The organism is Sphingobacterium phlebotomi (assembly GCF_008180195.1).
In the GTDB taxonomy this organism is placed as follows: domain Bacteria; phylum Bacteroidota; class Bacteroidia; order Sphingobacteriales; family Sphingobacteriaceae; genus Sphingobacterium; species Sphingobacterium phlebotomi.
Genome location: NZ_VTAV01000001.1, coordinates 567,906 through 584,555, shown reverse-complemented (window position 1 = coordinate 584,555; position 16,650 = coordinate 567,906). Strand labels below are relative to the sequence as shown.

12 protein-coding genes are annotated in these 16,650 nt (G+C 41.8%); 4 read left to right on the top strand and 8 right to left on the bottom strand.

The window, feature by feature from the left end; all coding sequences use genetic code 11:
• Positions 1–117: 117 nt before the first annotated feature.
• Both metF and rimM read right to left on the bottom strand, forming a co-directional pair.
• Positions 118–1,074, bottom strand: coding sequence for a methylenetetrahydrofolate reductase [NAD(P)H] (metF, locus tag FXV77_RS02030; RefSeq protein WP_148917548.1), 957 nt, complete (start codon positions 1,072–1,074; stop codon positions 118–120).
• A 69-nt stretch (positions 1,075–1,143) separates the two neighbouring features.
• Positions 1,144–1,671 (bottom strand): ribosome maturation factor RimM, encoded by a 528-nt coding sequence (gene rimM, locus FXV77_RS02025; RefSeq protein ID WP_148917547.1) that lies wholly within the window; start codon positions 1,669–1,671, stop codon positions 1,144–1,146.
• Between the two features lie 26 nt (positions 1,672–1,697).
• Here rimM and FXV77_RS02020 point away from each other — a divergent pair, with 26 nt between their 5' ends.
• Positions 1,698–1,880 (top strand): hypothetical protein, encoded by a 183-nt coding sequence (locus FXV77_RS02020; RefSeq protein ID WP_148917546.1) that lies wholly within the window; start codon positions 1,698–1,700, stop codon positions 1,878–1,880.
• Between the two features lie 210 nt (positions 1,881–2,090).
• On the opposite strand, the gene FXV77_RS02015 is transcribed toward FXV77_RS02020, so the two are convergent.
• Both FXV77_RS02015 and FXV77_RS02010 read right to left on the bottom strand, forming a co-directional pair.
• Positions 2,091–2,663 carry a 30S ribosomal protein S16 gene (locus tag FXV77_RS02015; protein WP_148917545.1) on the bottom strand — a complete coding sequence of 191 codons (573 nt, stop codon included), beginning with the start codon at positions 2,661–2,663 and terminating at the stop codon, positions 2,091–2,093.
• Positions 2,664–2,780: 117 nt separating this feature from the next.
• Entirely contained in the window at positions 2,781–3,788 is a 1,008-nt protein-coding gene (locus FXV77_RS02010; protein ID WP_148917544.1) for a hypothetical protein, read from the bottom strand.
• A gap of 178 nt (positions 3,789–3,966) precedes the next feature.
• On the opposite strand from FXV77_RS02010, the gene FXV77_RS02005 reads away from it, so the two are divergent.
• Positions 3,967–7,350, top strand: a complete 3,384-nt coding sequence (locus FXV77_RS02005; protein WP_148917543.1) for a UvrD-helicase domain-containing protein — start codon at positions 3,967–3,969, stop codon at positions 7,348–7,350.
• Positions 7,347–10,223 (top strand): PD-(D/E)XK nuclease family protein, encoded by a 2,877-nt coding sequence (locus tag FXV77_RS02000; RefSeq protein ID WP_148917542.1) that lies wholly within the window; start codon positions 7,347–7,349, stop codon positions 10,221–10,223. Before FXV77_RS02005 ends, FXV77_RS02000 begins: the two co-directional genes overlap by 4 nt.
• Here FXV77_RS02000 and FXV77_RS01995 read toward each other — a convergent pair whose 3' ends face one another.
• Positions 10,224–12,296, bottom strand: a complete 2,073-nt coding sequence (locus tag FXV77_RS01995) for a transglycosylase domain-containing protein (protein WP_148917541.1) — start codon at positions 12,294–12,296, stop codon at positions 10,224–10,226. It lies immediately after the preceding gene.
• A 71-nt stretch (positions 12,297–12,367) separates the two neighbouring features.
• On the opposite strand from FXV77_RS01995, the gene FXV77_RS01990 reads away from it, so the two are divergent.
• Positions 12,368–13,390, top strand: a complete 1,023-nt coding sequence (locus FXV77_RS01990) for a LacI family DNA-binding transcriptional regulator (RefSeq protein ID WP_148917540.1) — start codon at positions 12,368–12,370, stop codon at positions 13,388–13,390.
• Here the strand turns inward: FXV77_RS01990 and nagA are convergent.
• From nagA to FXV77_RS01975, 3 genes are read right to left on the bottom strand one after another with little or no spacing between them, the layout of a single operon-like run.
• On the bottom strand, positions 13,378–14,562 hold the full coding sequence (gene nagA, locus FXV77_RS01985) for an N-acetylglucosamine-6-phosphate deacetylase (RefSeq protein WP_148917539.1): 1,185 nt from the start codon (positions 14,560–14,562) through the stop codon (positions 13,378–13,380). The genes FXV77_RS01990 and nagA overlap by 13 nt on opposite strands.
• Before the next feature lie 16 nt (positions 14,563–14,578).
• Positions 14,579–15,877, bottom strand: coding sequence for a sugar MFS transporter (locus FXV77_RS01980; RefSeq protein ID WP_148917538.1), 1,299 nt, complete (start codon positions 15,875–15,877; stop codon positions 14,579–14,581).
• A gap of 21 nt (positions 15,878–15,898) precedes the next feature.
• Complete coding sequence (locus FXV77_RS01975) at positions 15,899–16,630, bottom strand: glucosamine-6-phosphate deaminase (RefSeq protein WP_148917537.1); 732 nt, start codon at positions 16,628–16,630, stop codon at positions 15,899–15,901.
• Between the last annotated feature and the right edge of the window lie 20 nt (positions 16,631–16,650).

Below are 16,650 nucleotides of genomic sequence, written 5' to 3'. Positions count from 1 at the left end.
TAGATTGTTTATTTTATCGTAGCTTTTCATAAACACACTTTGTTAGTCTATTAAAACTACGTATAAAGGCTGTCAAGACGTGTATATTAACAATTTTAACAAACCAAAGGCCTGTTACTACACCAACCGCTCCACAATTTTCTTGGTCGGTCCTGGGTTACTCATGGTGTAGAAATGCAAGACAGGAGCACCAAATTTGATCAGTTCTTTACATTGCTCCACGAGCCATTCCTCTCCTACTTGACGTACATCCGCATTTGTCTTACAATCTTCTACTGCATCGCTTAGTTCCTCCGGAATATCCAAATGGAAAATCTTAGGCAATGTAATCAATTGCCTTTTGGTAGTCAACGGCTTGAGTCCCGGAATAATAGGTACATGAATCCCGTTGTCTCTACATTTCGTGACAAATTCCTTATACTTCTCAACATTGAAAAACATTTGCGTCACAATAAACTCCGCTCCCATTTCCACTTTCTTCTTTAACCACTTGAAGTCCGTATTGAAATTAGGAGACTCAAAATGCTTCTCCGGATAACCCGCTACACCTATACAGAAATCGGTTTTTGCAGAACTTTCGATATCTTCATGCAAATATTTCCCCTTGTTCATATCAACAACTTGCTGTAGCAAGTCCGTTGCATAAGCATGTCCGCCGGGTGTAGGGACAAAATCAGGGTCACCTTTTCTCGCGTCACCGCGAAGCACGAGCACATTATCAATACCCAGAAAATTTAAATCGATAAGTGCATTTTCCGTCTCTTCTTTAGTAAATCCACCACAAATCAAATGAGGGACGGCATCCACTTTATATTTGTTCATAATAGCCGCACAGATAGCGACGGTACCCGGTCTTTTTCGATACGCTACACGCTCCAACAACCCGCTAACGTGTTGTTTATACAAATAATCTTCCCGGTGATAAGTCACGTCAATAAATGGTGGTTTAAATTCCATCAGTTCATCCATGGTCTTAAAAATACTCTGGATACCCTGTCCTTTTGCGGGAGGTAATAGCTCGAATGAAAACAACGTTTTTCCGTTCGCGTTTTTTATATGGTCTACAATCTTCATTTTTTATCTAAAAGTTACGAAAGATATGGAAGTTATAGGAGTTATGAAAGTCCTTTTTTAAATCGAGATTTACGACTCCCGATATACATCAATTAAGCCTTCGGGTAATTCCACTTCTATCACCTGTTCTTCCTCATCAATTCCCAAAATAAGGTCTTCACTCAAAGGGAACATCAATTCCTTCCCTGCAAAATCAACGGTAGCAATAAATTGTTGTGGAAATTCCTGCACATCGATTATCTCACCAATTTCGCCTTCAAGTTCATCAACAACAAGAAAACCCACTAGATCTGTATAGCGAAAATCGTCCGGATCTCTTTCGGGCATTTTATCTTTGGGAAGGTAAACTTTCTTTTTTAAAAGCACCTGTGCTTTATCTACATGGTCAATATCTTCCAGGTTTAGGTATGCGGTACTATTCTTCTGCAACTTCATACTATCTATAAAATAAGGCACCAGTTTTTTGTCTATCTCCAAGAAGAGTACATCGAAATCCAGTTCAATATAATCTTCAAATTCAAAAAACAATTGCATTTCCCCCTTTAATCCGCGGGTTTTAGTAATATAACCGATATAAAATGTCTCGTCGATGTTCATAATATTAATCTTTTTCTTTTTCCTTGATGAAAAAGAAACAAAAAATCAAGGCTGAATATGGTTTTGCTATTTTTCCTTATCTATTCCTAAACAGAATGGAACTCGCTTCGCTCAGACAGCATTCTGTTTTTAACGGAATAGCCTTCACAAAAATGGCTGCAAAACAATATAAGGCCGTCTTAGCCCGCGCAACCAAAATCAGTCAATGATGGTATTCATTTACGCAATGCACCTTCCCCCCTTAACCACCAATGTCGCATCCGGATGTTTAAGGTATGTACAAATTCACCCTTAGTACTATCCATCCCTCTCAAACATCCGAAGCGACGACTTTTTTGGTTCTTTTTTAAGATAAAAAAGAACATAAGAAAAGCCGAATTTTTATAAACTCGGCTTTCTTGAATCTGTATGAATAAGATCTATCCTTCAGTTTCTTCTGTTTTTGCAGCATCTTCCGCTGTAGCTTCTGGAGTCTCAGCAGGTGCCTCTGCCTCTGCTTCTTCGCCTTCTACAGCTTCAGTTTCTTCTGCAACTGGTGCATTTTTCGCAGCAAGAGCGGCAGCTTTTTCTGCATTTTTCTTTGCTTCAGCAGCAAGAGCAGCCTTTTTAGCATCTTCTTTCGATTGAACTAAACCTGTTTTCTTACCTTCAATTTTCGCGTCTTTTTCTTCTAACCACTTAGCGAACTTCTCCTCTAACTGGGCTTCATCAAAAGCACCTTTTTTCACACCACCTTCTAAGTGTTTTTTGTAAAGAACACCTTTGTAAGAAAGGATAGCACGAGCTGTGTCTGTAGGTTGTGCACCCACGTTCATCCAGTACAATGCTCTGTCGAAATCCAAAACGATAGATGCCGGGTTTGTGTTCGGGTTGTAAGAACCTAAACGCTCAATGAATTTACCATCACGTGGAGCACGTGAATCTGCTACTACTACGTGGTAAAAAGGCTTTCCTTTTTTACCGTGTCTTTGCAATCTGATTTTAGTTGCCATTCTCTTTTAATTGTTTATGTATTCAACATATCCCCCGTGCTTCGCGCAAGAGGGGACGCAAAGATAAAAACTAAAAAGGAGAAATTAAAATTTATCTAAAGATCAGCTTCTTAAAGATTATTCGTAGGTAATTACCGTGCGTTGCATCGTGCCGTCACCTTCCTCAACAATTTCTGTAGGCAGATCTAATACATTGAAGCGGTAACTATAATTCGTTTTTCCGAAAGAAAACAAAGGTGCTTCCCAGTCAGTATCTAAATCCGTCCAATGGATATCCCCTCCTTTCGGTGGCGTCCATCTATCTTCTATATCTTCTCCTCCCTCTATTTCAATATTTACCTGACTTCTGGCAATACAATTGGCGCTTACTACTTCGGTCAGATTATAGGGATGAAAACCCAATTGTGTATATATTTTCGATAAATGGTGTGGATTACTTAAATAGGTATAAACTGCTTCCATTTTGTAAGGAAGTAGACCTACGGGAACATCTAATCCGATCCGATTCTGTTTCAAATATCCGTCAAGCTGAACGGACACAACATTTTCGCCCTCATATATATAGCTGACTTCCTCTTCTTCTCCCAACGCAACAGTTAGGGACGGCAGCGTTCGATTCATTTTACGATATTTAATGGTGGATGGTCTACGATTATCCCCCTCATAACTAAACGTCGCCAACAAGACACCCTCTAAATCACTTTCTTGATAAGCAAGTTCGTCAGAAATGGGTTGATGGTCATAGTTCAGGTATCTCTGGAACAAACTATCTACATACACCTCTTTCAATCTACCCTGTCCATCCCAATGATAACTCAATCGTTCAAAATAATAATTGTCGTTCGGATTTATCTCTCCCTCTTTGGAATAAGCTACTTTGCCATCCGGACCGTAATAAAAAGTTTTGTAACCTACCTTTACTACACGACCCAATGCATCGTATTCAAATGGATAGGTTCCGATTGCCACTTCAGCTGGCAAACCGGGCGCCAAAGACCCCATACTTCCCCGCTGTATAGCTACCTGGATACTCGAAACCCTATCAAACAAAAGTTGTTCTAGCTCATCCGATTTGCAGGATGCAAATAATCCGCAGACCAACAATATGTAGCATATTTTTTTCACAATTTCAATTAACTAGTAGTTGATACTCACAAATATAAGAAACGAACTTATAAATAGTTATAAATCTTCATTTTATTCTTACATAAAAAATTTCCATAGACGCTTCTCTCTTAATAATTGCTTCCAGATCCGATATAAATTCATTTGCCTTTTTCATTTTTACTCCTTACTTTGTAACATGAACCCTGTCGCCCCTTTAAAAATATTGAAAGCTTCCGCCGGATCTGGGAAGACCTTTAGCCTAACCCTGCATTATCTTACGTTATTGCTATCCAATGAAAATAGCTACCGGGAGATTCTTGCAGTGACATTTACCAACAAAGCCACAGCAGAAATGAAGGAACGGATACTCACCGTTCTGCAAGGGTTAGCGACAGCTGATACAAGTCAAAAAATAGTCGATTTCGGACACCTTTTGCTTGAACGATTTCCAGAATGGGATGATTCGCAATTGCAACAAAAAGCACATCGTGTATACCGCAAAATCTTACATGATTACAGTCGTTTCACCGTTAGTACCATCGACGGCTTTTCGCAAAAGGTAATCCGTAGTTTCACTTATGAGCTCAATCTCGATGCAGCTTATAAAATAGAAATGAATACGGCGAAAGTAAAACAGGATTTATCCGTTATGCTTAACCAGTTATTGGACGAACGTCCGGATTTGCTGGAGTGGATTATCGAATATGCTGAACAGAAAATAGCCAATAACGAAAACTGGAACTATCGGCAGCAGCTCCTCAGTCTTGCTGGCTTAATTTTCACTGAGAATTTTCAAGAATTCAATGCTTATTTGGCGGCAGCCAATACCGATGCTATATTTACCCTGTTGAATAAGGACGTTCAGGAGAAAACAACATTTTTCCTCGATACCTTGGCACAGACCATCCAAACGTTTACTACAACTTTTCGCTCATTGGGTGTCACAGCCGATGAACTCAAAGGGAAATCCCGTAATAAGCTGATCGCTGCCAGCAAAGTTAGCGACAAAATTCATAAGGAATCAGCGACTGACCTACAAAAGACCTTTGATCGTTTTCTAATCTTGCTAGACGATGAAGATGCCTATACCGCTACTGATAAAAGCGTACGTTACGATATCAAACAGGCATTGCAACCTCTTCTTCAGCAATTTGCAGAACTTTATCGTCTTTTTCCGACTTATATCGGCTACCAAGCCGTACACAACAATCTGTATTATCTCCGGTTGTTGAAGGAAATGAGCGATTTGCTGAGCCAATGGCGAAAGGAAAACGGCGCACAGCTTATTTCGGATGCACAGATATTGTTGAATAGGTTGGGTTTAGATGAACATAATGACCCAACCTTCATCTGGGAAAAAATTGGCAACCGGTACAACTATTTCCTGTTTGATGAATTTCAAGATACTTCGCGCATTCAATGGAAAAATTATAGCCCGCTATTAATCAATGCTCTTGGAAACGCCAAACGAAAAGTCAACGAACACCTCATCGTCGGCGACGTAAAACAGAGTATCTACCGTTGGCGTAATGGTGATTGGCGAATCCTGCTGCAACAGGTAGAGGATCAAATAGCACAGGTTTTTCATTTGTCTGACCAGCAACGACCCGATTTTATAGCGAATGGTTCTTTAGAAACTAATTTCCGAAGCTATCCAAATATCATTGAATTAAACAATTACCTATTTGGTACTATTCCCGAAAAACTACAGGAAGTCCTCAACGAGAAAGTGATAGCGAGCCTGGATGAGGAAGGGCAACATTGGTGGACGGCTTCTGGAAACGCTGGCATGTTGGTTAAAGCTTATCAAAATAGTACACAGCAGATTCCACTTCATCGGCAAAATGATCCCAACAAAATTGGTTCGATAGAAATCCAATATCTATCTGTGCAGGACGGACGCTATCGGCGAAACCAGGTTATGGAGGATGCTTTAGAACTCCTCTGCGATAAAATCCATTCCTGGATTTCCACGGGTCGATACAAGCCTAAGCAAATCGGTATACTGGTCAGAAGCAATGCCCAAGCACGTCAAGTTATTGAAACACTGATGCTTTACAAAAACAGTAGTGGGCTAACCTTCGATGTCATCTCTGGCGATGCCTTATATTTGTCTGCCAATGATGCTATCCTATTGCTCATTGAAACGCTTAAAGCATTGGTGTATACAACAGATAAACATGTCATCCACCGGGCAAAAATGGCTTATCTTTATCAGATGATAAGTAGGCAGCAAACCTTCGATACCGACTATTGGTTGCGGTTCAAAGACAATAATCTCCACGATATCAACGCTATTCTGCCTGCCGAGTTACCAGTGCAATGGCCGAAATTACAGCAATCACCGCTTATACACCTTGTTGAACAGTTGATCGAAATATATGGGCTCCATGAAACACATAACATCCACATCCCTTATATATTGGCATTCAAGGACATGGTCTCCAATTTCTCCGCCACTGGTGAACGCGGTATTACTCAATTTCTACAATACTGGGAAGAAGACGGTTGCAACGTTGCTTTACCGGCAAACGGAAAAGTCGATGCCGTCGAAGTGACTACGATACATAAATCAAAAGGACTTGCATATGACGTTGTTATGCTTCCTTTTTGCTCTTGGGATTTAGACGGTATGACCAATGGCGATTTTTGGATTGACACGACAGACTCGCCTTTTCAAACCTTAGGTAAAATACCTATAAAATACAGTAGCACTATTGGGAAGTCTATTTTCTACAAGCAATATTTTGAAGAAATGTTATTCAATTATATGGATGCACTGAACACATTTTATGTCGCTACCACCAGAGCCGTGCAGCATCTGTATGTGTCGGCTCCCTCATTCAAGGAAAATATAGATAAGAAAACAGGTGAAATACTTGGGCTCGACATCAAAAATGAATACATCAGCGACTTGCTCTATCAGGCTTTATCTGACAAAAATTCACCATTTCCGTTTCACGAAAACCGTCTGCTAGCCGATTACCCTATTTTCGAATCTTCAAAACAAAAACAAGAAGAACCAACAGCAGTCGACACAAAAATTCTACACCGCCATATTAGCTTGTCGTCTTATCCCATTTCATCCGAATTGCAAAACGCCTTCGACAAATCCAACAAACGAAGCATTAACAACATTTTGATGTTGGAAAAAGCTGCCCAATATGGCATTCTTGCACACGAAATCATGTCGGAGATTACCCAAGAACAGGAGATAGACAAACTGGTCGATGATTATATCGAAAACGGTATTCTTACTACAGAAGATCGCCCTTTTATTTTACAAGAGATCCGAGAGATATGGCATCACCCCGATATCCATCAATGGCTAACCGGCAATTACAAAGTCTGGAACGAGGCGAGCATCATTCTAGAAAATGGGGAAACCATCCGGCCGGATAAGGTTTTTACCAATGATGAAGAAACTATAGTGCTCGACTTCAAATTTACAAAAGGCGACTACGCCGACCATCAGTGGCAGGTTGATAGTTACAAAAAAGCATTGCGTAATCTCGGATATACAAACGTGAAAGGGTATCTTTATTACGCCAAGATAAATGAATTAGTTGAAGTGAAATGAACAAACCTTTCTTACATACTGTTGCAGAAGATATTCACCATCGTTTTGGAAATGAATTGGCGGATATCGCCATCATATTCAACAATAAGCGTCCGATTACCTATTTAAAAAAACACTTGGCAGACGTATATGGTAAAGCGATATGGTCTCCACAATTTTTTACCATACAGGAATTTCTTAAACAAGCTACCGATGCAACGGAAGCGTCACAACTCACCCAATTTTTCTACCTTTTCCAACTGCATAACGAATTGTTGATAGCAGAAGGTTCCGAACCGGAAACACTGGAAGAATTTTATCCGATAGCTGAAATTATCTTAAGCGATTTTGGGCAATTGGATTACGAGCTCGTGGATATCGACCACATATACATGGAGCTCTACGATACGACTAAAATTGACCTAACCTTTCAGCATTTCACAGCTGAGCAACAGCATTTCATCCGTCAGTTCTGGCAATCTTTTAGTATGGCTGGTCACAACGGCCTACAACAACGCTTTCTCAGACTATGGAAACGACTTCCTAAACTATATAAAGCTTTCAAGCGAAAATTAGCCCAAGAAAAGCAATTAAATTATCCTACGCTGTACCGTAATCTGGTCGAGGGCGATGTTGCCCGCCCCCATTTTATACAACGTTATAAAAAGGTATTGTTTGTAGGTTTCAATGCCCTCAGCAAAGCAGAGGTATATTTATTTCAAAAGTGGCAAGAAGAACAACGTGTATTGTTCTATTTCGATACCGATGCTTATTACATAGACGACACGCAACAAGAAGCCGGCCTATTTATCCGACGTAATATGAAGCGTTATGGACTGGCAAACGCACTTGGCGAAAGTTCGCCTATATTAGGGAATAGAACGACAACAGTTCAGCTTTATGCTTGTACCGGTAAGAATAGCCAAACCAAGATTTTACACGATGTATTACAAGCTTCCACATCATCGGGGCAAAGTACAGCCATCTTGCTCGCCGACGAAAGCCTGCTCGTCCCATTACTACAAAGCCTACCGGATGTAAAGCCGAATATCACAACGGGTTATCCGCTTACACAATCGCCGATATTTGGGCTTTTGAATCTTTGGATGGATGTACAGGAAGAAATTTCCCATCACCATAGACTCAAAGTCCCCTTTCAATATATAGAGACCTTTGTTAACCACCCATTAACAAACGTTTCCTCTTCCGAAAGGGAAATCTTGCTAAATGAAATAACGGAAAAGCAGTTGTTAGAAGTTGGCATCCATATAATCACCATTGACAGCAGCGTATTTCCTCGATTTTTCAAGCCATTGTCTAGCCCATCTGCGTTTATACCGACACTTATACACTTATTAGATGACTTGCTTGTCTCTATAGCGGCACGCGATCGTATCCGTCAAATTGATAGTAACTTGATTATCGAGACAAAAAAAGTCCTAAATCAGCTAAAACAGGGAATAGAAAACATCGCTCCGACTTCCATTGCGTTCCAAATCGGATTAATCCGAAAGGCCATAGCCCCTATCAATTCCGCTATAGAGGGAGATCCTTTAAACGGCCTACAAATTATGGGCTTGCTGGAAAGTCGTTGTCTGAATTTCGACCAGGTGTATATACTTGGCGCAAATGAGGGTGTTTTACCCAAAACATCGGATTCCCCTACTTTCTTACCAAACAGTTTACGTCAGGCATATGACCTCCCCGTTTTGGAAAACCAGGATGCCCTCTCCGCCTATTTGTTTTATCGTCATTTTCAGTATAGTAACGGGCTTCACGTGTTTTACAACAGCTTAGTTGACGAGAGCAGCACCGGGGAGGAAAGCCGTTTTATTAAACAATTGCAGTTCGAGAGTAATTTTAATTTCATTGTCCACACGCAACAACAGTCCATACGCCTCCAGGAAAATAGAGAAGAATTGATCATCCCGAAAGAAGGGGCTATATGGGATCGACTATGGAATATGTTTATTATAGAAAAGAAAAAACTGGCCGCGACAGGGTTAACCACCTATCTGCAATCGCCATTACAGTTTTTTTTGAAGTATGTTGCCGAAATAAAAGAACCGCCTACTATTTCGCATGAGTTTGAAATGAACAGACTGGGTACGGTTATCCACAATGTGATGGAAACGATCTTAAAGCCATACAAAGGGCTGGCTGATTTCACGCCGACGAAGGCATTGGAAGCAAAACTGCAGGACGTTGAGGGGCTGGTCGTTCGGGAAATCGGCATGCAATATCACTCGGAAATAACCGCTGTCGATGCATTAAACAGTATGCAACGTATTATGCACAAAATTGCTTCAGCATATATCTGCGTATATCTGCAATACGACATGGAGCATTATAAAGCCTTCCGCATCATCGAATTGGAGAACACCGAAGACTATACAGTAGACTTTCCGATTCTAATCCATGGAAAAGAAGAAACTATCCGCTTATTTGGTATCATTGACCGTGTGGACGAAGTACTCACCCATGACGGTCAAGTAAAAACACGTATTGTCGACTATAAAACAGGCGGCGACAGCGTCGAATTTAAAACGATCGAAAAAGTATTTGCTGCCAACACGGAAAACAAAGCGCTGGTGCAAACATTATTTTATGCGTATGTATTTGAACAAGTAACAGGTCGAAAACAATTGGAACCTCATTTATACGTTGCACGCCGCATGCGCGAAGACGGCACTTTATTCCGAGTACGGACCGAAACATTGGAAGAGGAAAGATTACACAGCATAAAAGAGGACTTTATAGCGTTTCTCCGGGCTACATTAGAAGAGATTTTTAATCCGGATATCCCTTTTAAACATACTCCGGAAAGTAAGGTGTACCCGTCCGATCCCTATACCTTATTTTATCGGAATGCAACGGAAGATGTGGAGGAGTGATTACTCTTCCGCTTCTTTACCAAACAGCTTTTCCAACAGGCTTCTACGTCTCGCTTCGTCCCGTTCCATCTCCTGCATAATGGCTTCTTGCTCCGGATCGATTTCCCTGAACGTGGTATCGATCAATCCTTTCGGCCTTGGCGGTCGTAGCCCAGGCTCCAGAACAACACCATAAAACCCGTACGCTTCCGGCACCTGTTCATCTTGCAGCTGCCCCAGTTTATTCATAATATAACCATACGTGTTAAAATGCCGCTGTACCCAAGGTTTTAGATGCCCTGTATAGTCAAAAGACGAAAGACCTGTCTTTGGTCGTGGAATAATACTGGAAAGAAACAAACTCTCCCCAATACTCAGCTGAGCAGGTGTTTTGCCAAAATAATAGGAAGATGCTTCCTGGATACCGTATACATTTTTGCCCCACTCAATCACATTTAGATACACCTCAAACATACGGTCTTTGTTCACCTGCCCGGAGCTCTCCATCAACCATACCAACAAGATCTCTTCAAATTTACGCATCATCGTTTTGTTACGGTTCAAGAATACATTTTTCACCAATTGCATGGAGATTGTACTCGCTCCACGTTTGAATGCACGTTCCTTCACATTCGTAGCGATAGACAATTTAAAAGCTTCCTCTTCAAACCCGTTATGTTGATAAAAATATGGATCTTCGGTATTCAAGACCGTTTTCTTCAAGATAGATGCCACTTCATTTAACGGTGTGAATGTTGGATTTTGTGTCCCCACCACAATCTCCCGCATCAATACGGTATCCTCATAAGCCCTGTACGTAAATGGTTCATTTAGTTGATTGACAGCTGCATTTCCCCATTGGATTATTTTCAGCTCCTTGTCATCGATTTTAGAATGAAAGGCGAGACTATCCGGCTCCGCAAAATTGATCAAAAAATCGAGATCATAGGCGATCTTTCCTTCAACCTGAATACCATCCAGTGTTTCAAACAATCCCTGCGGAATAGCATCAAATAATTTTTGTGCTTCAAACTTGCCCGTATGAACAGATAAACTAACTACTTTATCCGGCTTCGGAATAAACTTAATATAAGGTTGAAATTCAAATTCCTTCACTCGGATTTTACTCGCTGGATCAATTTCAATAGCGGCTTTGCCGATATTAAGCTGTCCTTCTCCAATAGCTTCAGGAATAACAACCTCATCTTCCGACAAACGACGATGATTCACCTGCAGATTGTCGAAAGACCATTTACCACCAAGTGTTAAAGAATCTGCCGTGATGCGTTTCACTTGTGCCAAGTCAAACATGATCTTATCAAAACTCACCCGCAGACCAAATTTTCGACGTAGAAAAGGGAGTTCCACATTTTCCTCCTCGGATGACACCTCTACGCGCAATTGCTGTTTATCGGGATTTACTCGTCCACTCAAGTTCCATTGCGCATCGTGATCATTTAGAAAAAGGCTTGTCTCGAAATCGCCACCATCCATCACAGCTTCAGGCAATCGAATCCGTTGATGAACACTATCATCTTGGTAAGAAAGCTGAAAATTTTCTAATTCCATGTTGCGGGGAATCTTAAAGAAAACCTGTTTTAGTACACCATCAATCAAGGCAGCGTAATTAGTTTCTACATCCTTTTCTACGCTAACCGTCGTATCTTTCGTTTGTTTTCTAAATAGAAAATCATAATTACTGATAGAATCACGCTTTAAAAGGGTGACATCTGCATTTTGTAACGCCAAATTCCCAATTTTCACATCTCCGAATAGCAAGGAAAGTAAACGAACCGACACCGCCATTCGTTCAATTTTTGCCAGCGTGTCCCGCTCTTGCGGTATGACTTCAATATCCTCGAAAGTTACCGTGGCTAAACCTGTAAAAGAATACGCACGCACGTTAAAATCGATATGATATCGCTCATACAACGTGTTTTCCACTTTCGTCATAGCCTCATCCAGCATTCGCGTACGAACAGAAAGCGCAATGATAAGACCAATAGTCAACACCAAAACAAAAACCCCACCCGTTAGGAGGGCGATTTTCTTTTGCTTCCGTGTGAAAGGAGGCAATTTTTCGAATATGTTCATACTATCCTATTTCGTTTTTAAAAATAGAATATTTTTCTGAAAGAGTAAGCTGTTTTTGATTAACTTAGCGTATGAAGCAACAATACGGAATCAAAGATATTGCAAAAATGTTGAATATTTCCGTTTCCACGGTATCTAGAGCCTTACGAGATGCCTATGATGTTAATCCGGAGACCCGAAAGAAAGTTTTAGAATTAACGGAGAAACTAAATTTCAAACCTAATAAAAATGCCGCCGCATTGGCATCCGGCAGCACGAAGAATATCGGTGTCGTCATTCCTTTTATTACTAACTATTATTTTTCTACGGTTATCTCGGGAATACAGGAAGAAGCCTATAAACAAGGATATAATATCATACTCTTTGTTACTAATGATGATCTTGACCGGGAAAAAACATTATTAAGGAATATTGCGACGACAAGCCTAGACGGATTATTGATCTCTATTTCCTCCAATTCAGACACGCAGGATCACTTCGAACAACTCATGGAAGAGGGTGTTCCTATGGTCTTTTTTGACCGGGTACCCCATCATATCCATGTTTCAAAGATTATGCAGAGCGACTTTGATGGTGCTTTTATGGCCACGAGCCATCTTATTGATAACGGATATAAGAAAATTGCCCATATCGCAGGGCCTAAAGAATTAAATTTCACACAAGAGCGGATGAATGGGTATTTAGCAGCACTAGAAAATGCAAATTTGCCGAGAAATGATGATTACATTATTTTTTCTGGTTTTTCCCAAGCAAACGGATATACAGATACGGTAACATTGCTATCTTTACCAGAAAAACCAGATGCCATTTTTGCCGTCAATGATCGGAAAGCCGTTGGCTCCATTCAGGCACTAAAAGCAAACCATGTTCAAGTCGGACTAGAATTTGGTGTTATAGGTTTCACCAATGATCCTATTGCTACGGTGATAGAACCTAACTTAACCACTGTGGAAGAACCGGCATTTGAAATTGGCAAGCAAAGCTGTAGCCTTCTGATTAAACATATTAAGAATAAAAATCACGAGCCTCACGATATATTGCTACCCGGAAAGCTCGTTATCCGGCAATCCGTTAAGCTATCTCAAGATTCATAGACCACGCGTCCTTTTATCATCGTCTTTTTGATATGAATGTTGTCGTCAAAAATAACGAGGTCAGCATCTTTTCCCAGCTCAATAGAGCCAACATGGTGGTCTACTCCAATTATCCTCGCCGGATTTGAAGTCATCATCTGAACAGCATCAGTTAATGCTACACCTGCTTCATAAACCATGACGCGTATCAATCTGTCGGCTGTCGCCACGCTACCAGCAAAGGAAGTACGGTCTGGCAACTTAGCAACACCTCCTTCTACAATAACATCCAGTCCGTGTGTCTTACCTCCTAATACACTGACCGTATCAGCCGTACCCGCAGCACGCATGGCATCCGTAATCAGTATGATTTTATCTTTGTGTTTGATTTTGCATATCAATTTCAAAAACGGTTCAGGAAGGTGTACGCCATCGGCAATGATCTCCACATCAATTTCATCCAGCAATAAACAGGACTCTATAGCGCCGGCATAACGATGGGCATTTTTTCGGGTCATTCCCGACATCCCCGAATAGAGATGGGTCGCGAGGCGGTATCCGCAGTCCAGACCTTGAAGAATATCCTCGTATACCGCGTCCGTATGGGCCAAAGCAACCAATATACCCTCTTCCTGTACCCGTCGACCAAAGTCAAGTGCTCCCGGTAGCTCAGGTGCCGCACTCCACCGCGCGATAAGGTGTTTATATTGCTTCAGGATAGGTTCATATTCCGCCGGATCGGGGTTTCGGATAAACCGAGGATCTTGTGCTCCCCGTTGGTTCATGGCAAAATAAGGTCCTTCCAGATGTAATCCATAGAAACGGGCACCATCGTGATGGATGCCAATCGTTTTCTCATATACCCTAAATGTTTCCAGAAGCGATGCCTGATCACTGGTTAGTGTGGTTGGCAGCATGCCCGTCGTGCCGAACCGGGCATGCGTCTCTGCGATATGTAAAAATGCATCCACATCATTGTCCATAAAATCAGCGCCACCGCCACCGTGTACATGGATATCGATAAAGCCCGGCGAAACGTATGCTCCTTCTGCATCCAACACCTCTCCGTTCCATCCCTCCTCGTCTTCTTCTCGAATACCGCTTATCACGCCATCCTGAACCAACAGTATACCATTGTCCATGATACGATCAGGCGTAATTATCTTCGCATTTACAATTTTAATCTTAGACATTTTCTATTGTTTTGTATTATTTAACCGACCAAGATTTAACCCGATGCCCCCAAAAGGCATAATACACAATATAAAGAAAACACGGCACCAATACCCAATAGGCCTGCTTGACATCAAGTATATCTGCGAGCGCGCCGTAGATCATCGGTAATATCGCGTTCCCGCAAAGCCCCATGATAAGAAGGGCCGATCCCGATTTAGCGTACTTCCCTAAGCCTGCAATGGCCAATGGCCATATACCAGCCCATATCAAGGCATTTGGCAGGCCAATAAATACGAGGAACCAAAGGGATACATCCAGGTGCATGTTAAACCAGGCTACCTGTCCGTGGACCACGCAGACCAAGACGGAGAGGCTTAACCCCAGCAAAGCACAGATTTGAAACATCCGTTTTTGGCTGATAAACCGTGGTATGAGGGTGATCCCTAATAAATACCCGATGATCGTGGCCGTTAACGTGTACGAGGGAAGTGCTTTTGCCTCTACCAACGATAACCCCATGGAATCCGCATAATTAATTACTGTATCGATCGCAATAACCTGTGTACCGACATGCAGAAAGATAGCTATCGCACCCAACACCAGATGCGGAAACTGCAACACACCTTTCTTCTGTTCCCCGCCATCATCCGTATCCGGATTTTCTATTTCCGGGAGGGGCGAATAATTTACCAACAGGCCAATCAGGAACAGTACGATAGCTACCACGGTATATGGCGCCACCACCCGGAGTATCAGCTCATCCAGTACTGCGGTGCGCTGTACTACATCCATCAGGGGTATCTGTTTGAACAGTTCATTATCCGTAGGTCGCAGGACTGCCCAGGAGAATGCCAAAGGAGCCAGAATCCCTGCTCCTTTGTTGCATATTCCCATCATACTTATCCGTTGGGCGGCACGTTCTTTATCACCGATTAAGGTGATATACAGATTGGCTACCGTCTGAAGGACTGCCAGCCCTGTTCCCAATGTAAAAAGTCCCGCTAAAAAAATCATATACGTACGTCCATATGCCGCGGGAACGAACAATAAGGCGCCCAACGCCATGATCCAGAACCCGATGACGATCCCTTTTTTATAGCCTACACGTTTCAACAAGTAGGAAGAAGGCATGGACATCACCAGATAGGATATATAGAAGGCAAAAGCCACTAGATAGGACTGAAAGTTGGTCAATTCGCATGCTATCTTAAAATAAGGGATCAATATTGCATTAACCCACGAAACAAATCCAAAAACAAAGAACATCATACCAATAATCCCTATTGATATGACCGTTCCCTTTTTATCTAGTGCATATGTTGATGTCGTCATGATAAAATACAGTACGCTAAATTACAATAATGAAGCAGATCCCTCATCTAGAAAACAGACACATTCAGGATGCTCCTGCAGGATACTTGCCGGGTGCATATTGGTTACCGGTAGTGTCAGACAGTCTTTTATCGCCCGTGCTTTTCTCCTGTCTGGTGCAGCACAGATAATACGGTCCGATTTCATGATCTGCTTGATCGACATCGAAATCGCTTGCAATGGCACTTCCTCCACATTGTTGAACCACCCCTCTCCCAATTGCTGCTGGCGACACTGCAAGTCAAGATTGACTATTAGGTACGCGTCTTCTACATCAAAATCTGCCGGTGGATCGTTGAACGCCAGATGACCGTTCTCCCCTATTCCTACAAAAGCCACGTCAATGGGATGTCGCCCGATTTTCTCTTCCAAGCGCTTGCGCTCCTCTTCCGGGTCATTTTCACCATTGATGAGCACGGCTTCCTTCAATCCGTTCACCTTGTCAATAAATCTTTCCGTTAGGTACTTCCTAAAACTAGCTTTATGCTCCAACGGCAGACCAATATATTCATCCAAATGGAACATCCTCACTTTGGACCAATCAATACTGTCGTCCTGTACCAGCGTCTCAATCGTCTCAAACTGACTCTGGCCAGTGGCAAGAATGATATTAGCTTCACCTTTTTTAGCAATGGCTTCTTTAATCCATTCAGCACCTAATGTTCCCGCTGCTTTCCCTAGCTCCAAAGGAGTCGAATACTTCTCAATTTTCATTAGCATTAATTATTTATGTG

Bases quoted from the DNA above. Each gene is read 5' to 3' on its own strand.
- metF (WP_148917548.1), bottom strand. From the start codon at position 1,074: ATGAAGATTGTAGACCATATAAAAAACGCGAACGGAAAAACGTTGTTT.
- rimM (WP_148917547.1), bottom strand. From the start codon at position 1,671: ATGAACATCGACGAGACATTTTATATCGGTTATATTACTAAAACCCGC.
- FXV77_RS02020 (WP_148917546.1), top strand. From the start codon at position 1,698: ATGAAAAAGAAACAAAAAATCAAGGCTGAATATGGTTTTGCTATTTTT.
- FXV77_RS02015 (WP_148917545.1), bottom strand. From the start codon at position 2,663: ATGGCAACTAAAATCAGATTGCAAAGACACGGTAAAAAAGGAAAGCCT.
- FXV77_RS02005 (WP_148917543.1), top strand. From the start codon at position 3,967: ATGAACCCTGTCGCCCCTTTAAAAATATTGAAAGCTTCCGCCGGATCT.
- FXV77_RS02000 (WP_148917542.1), top strand. From the start codon at position 7,347: ATGAACAAACCTTTCTTACATACTGTTGCAGAAGATATTCACCATCGT.
- FXV77_RS01995 (WP_148917541.1), bottom strand. From the start codon at position 12,296: ATGAACATATTCGAAAAATTGCCTCCTTTCACACGGAAGCAAAAGAAA.
- FXV77_RS01990 (WP_148917540.1), top strand. From the start codon at position 12,368: ATGAAGCAACAATACGGAATCAAAGATATTGCAAAAATGTTGAATATT.
- nagA (WP_148917539.1), bottom strand. From the start codon at position 14,562: ATGTCTAAGATTAAAATTGTAAATGCGAAGATAATTACGCCTGATCGT.
- FXV77_RS01980 (WP_148917538.1), bottom strand. From the start codon at position 15,877: ATGACGACATCAACATATGCACTAGATAAAAAGGGAACGGTCATATCA.
- FXV77_RS01975 (WP_148917537.1), bottom strand. From the start codon at position 16,630: ATGAAAATTGAGAAGTATTCGACTCCTTTGGAGCTAGGGAAAGCAGCG.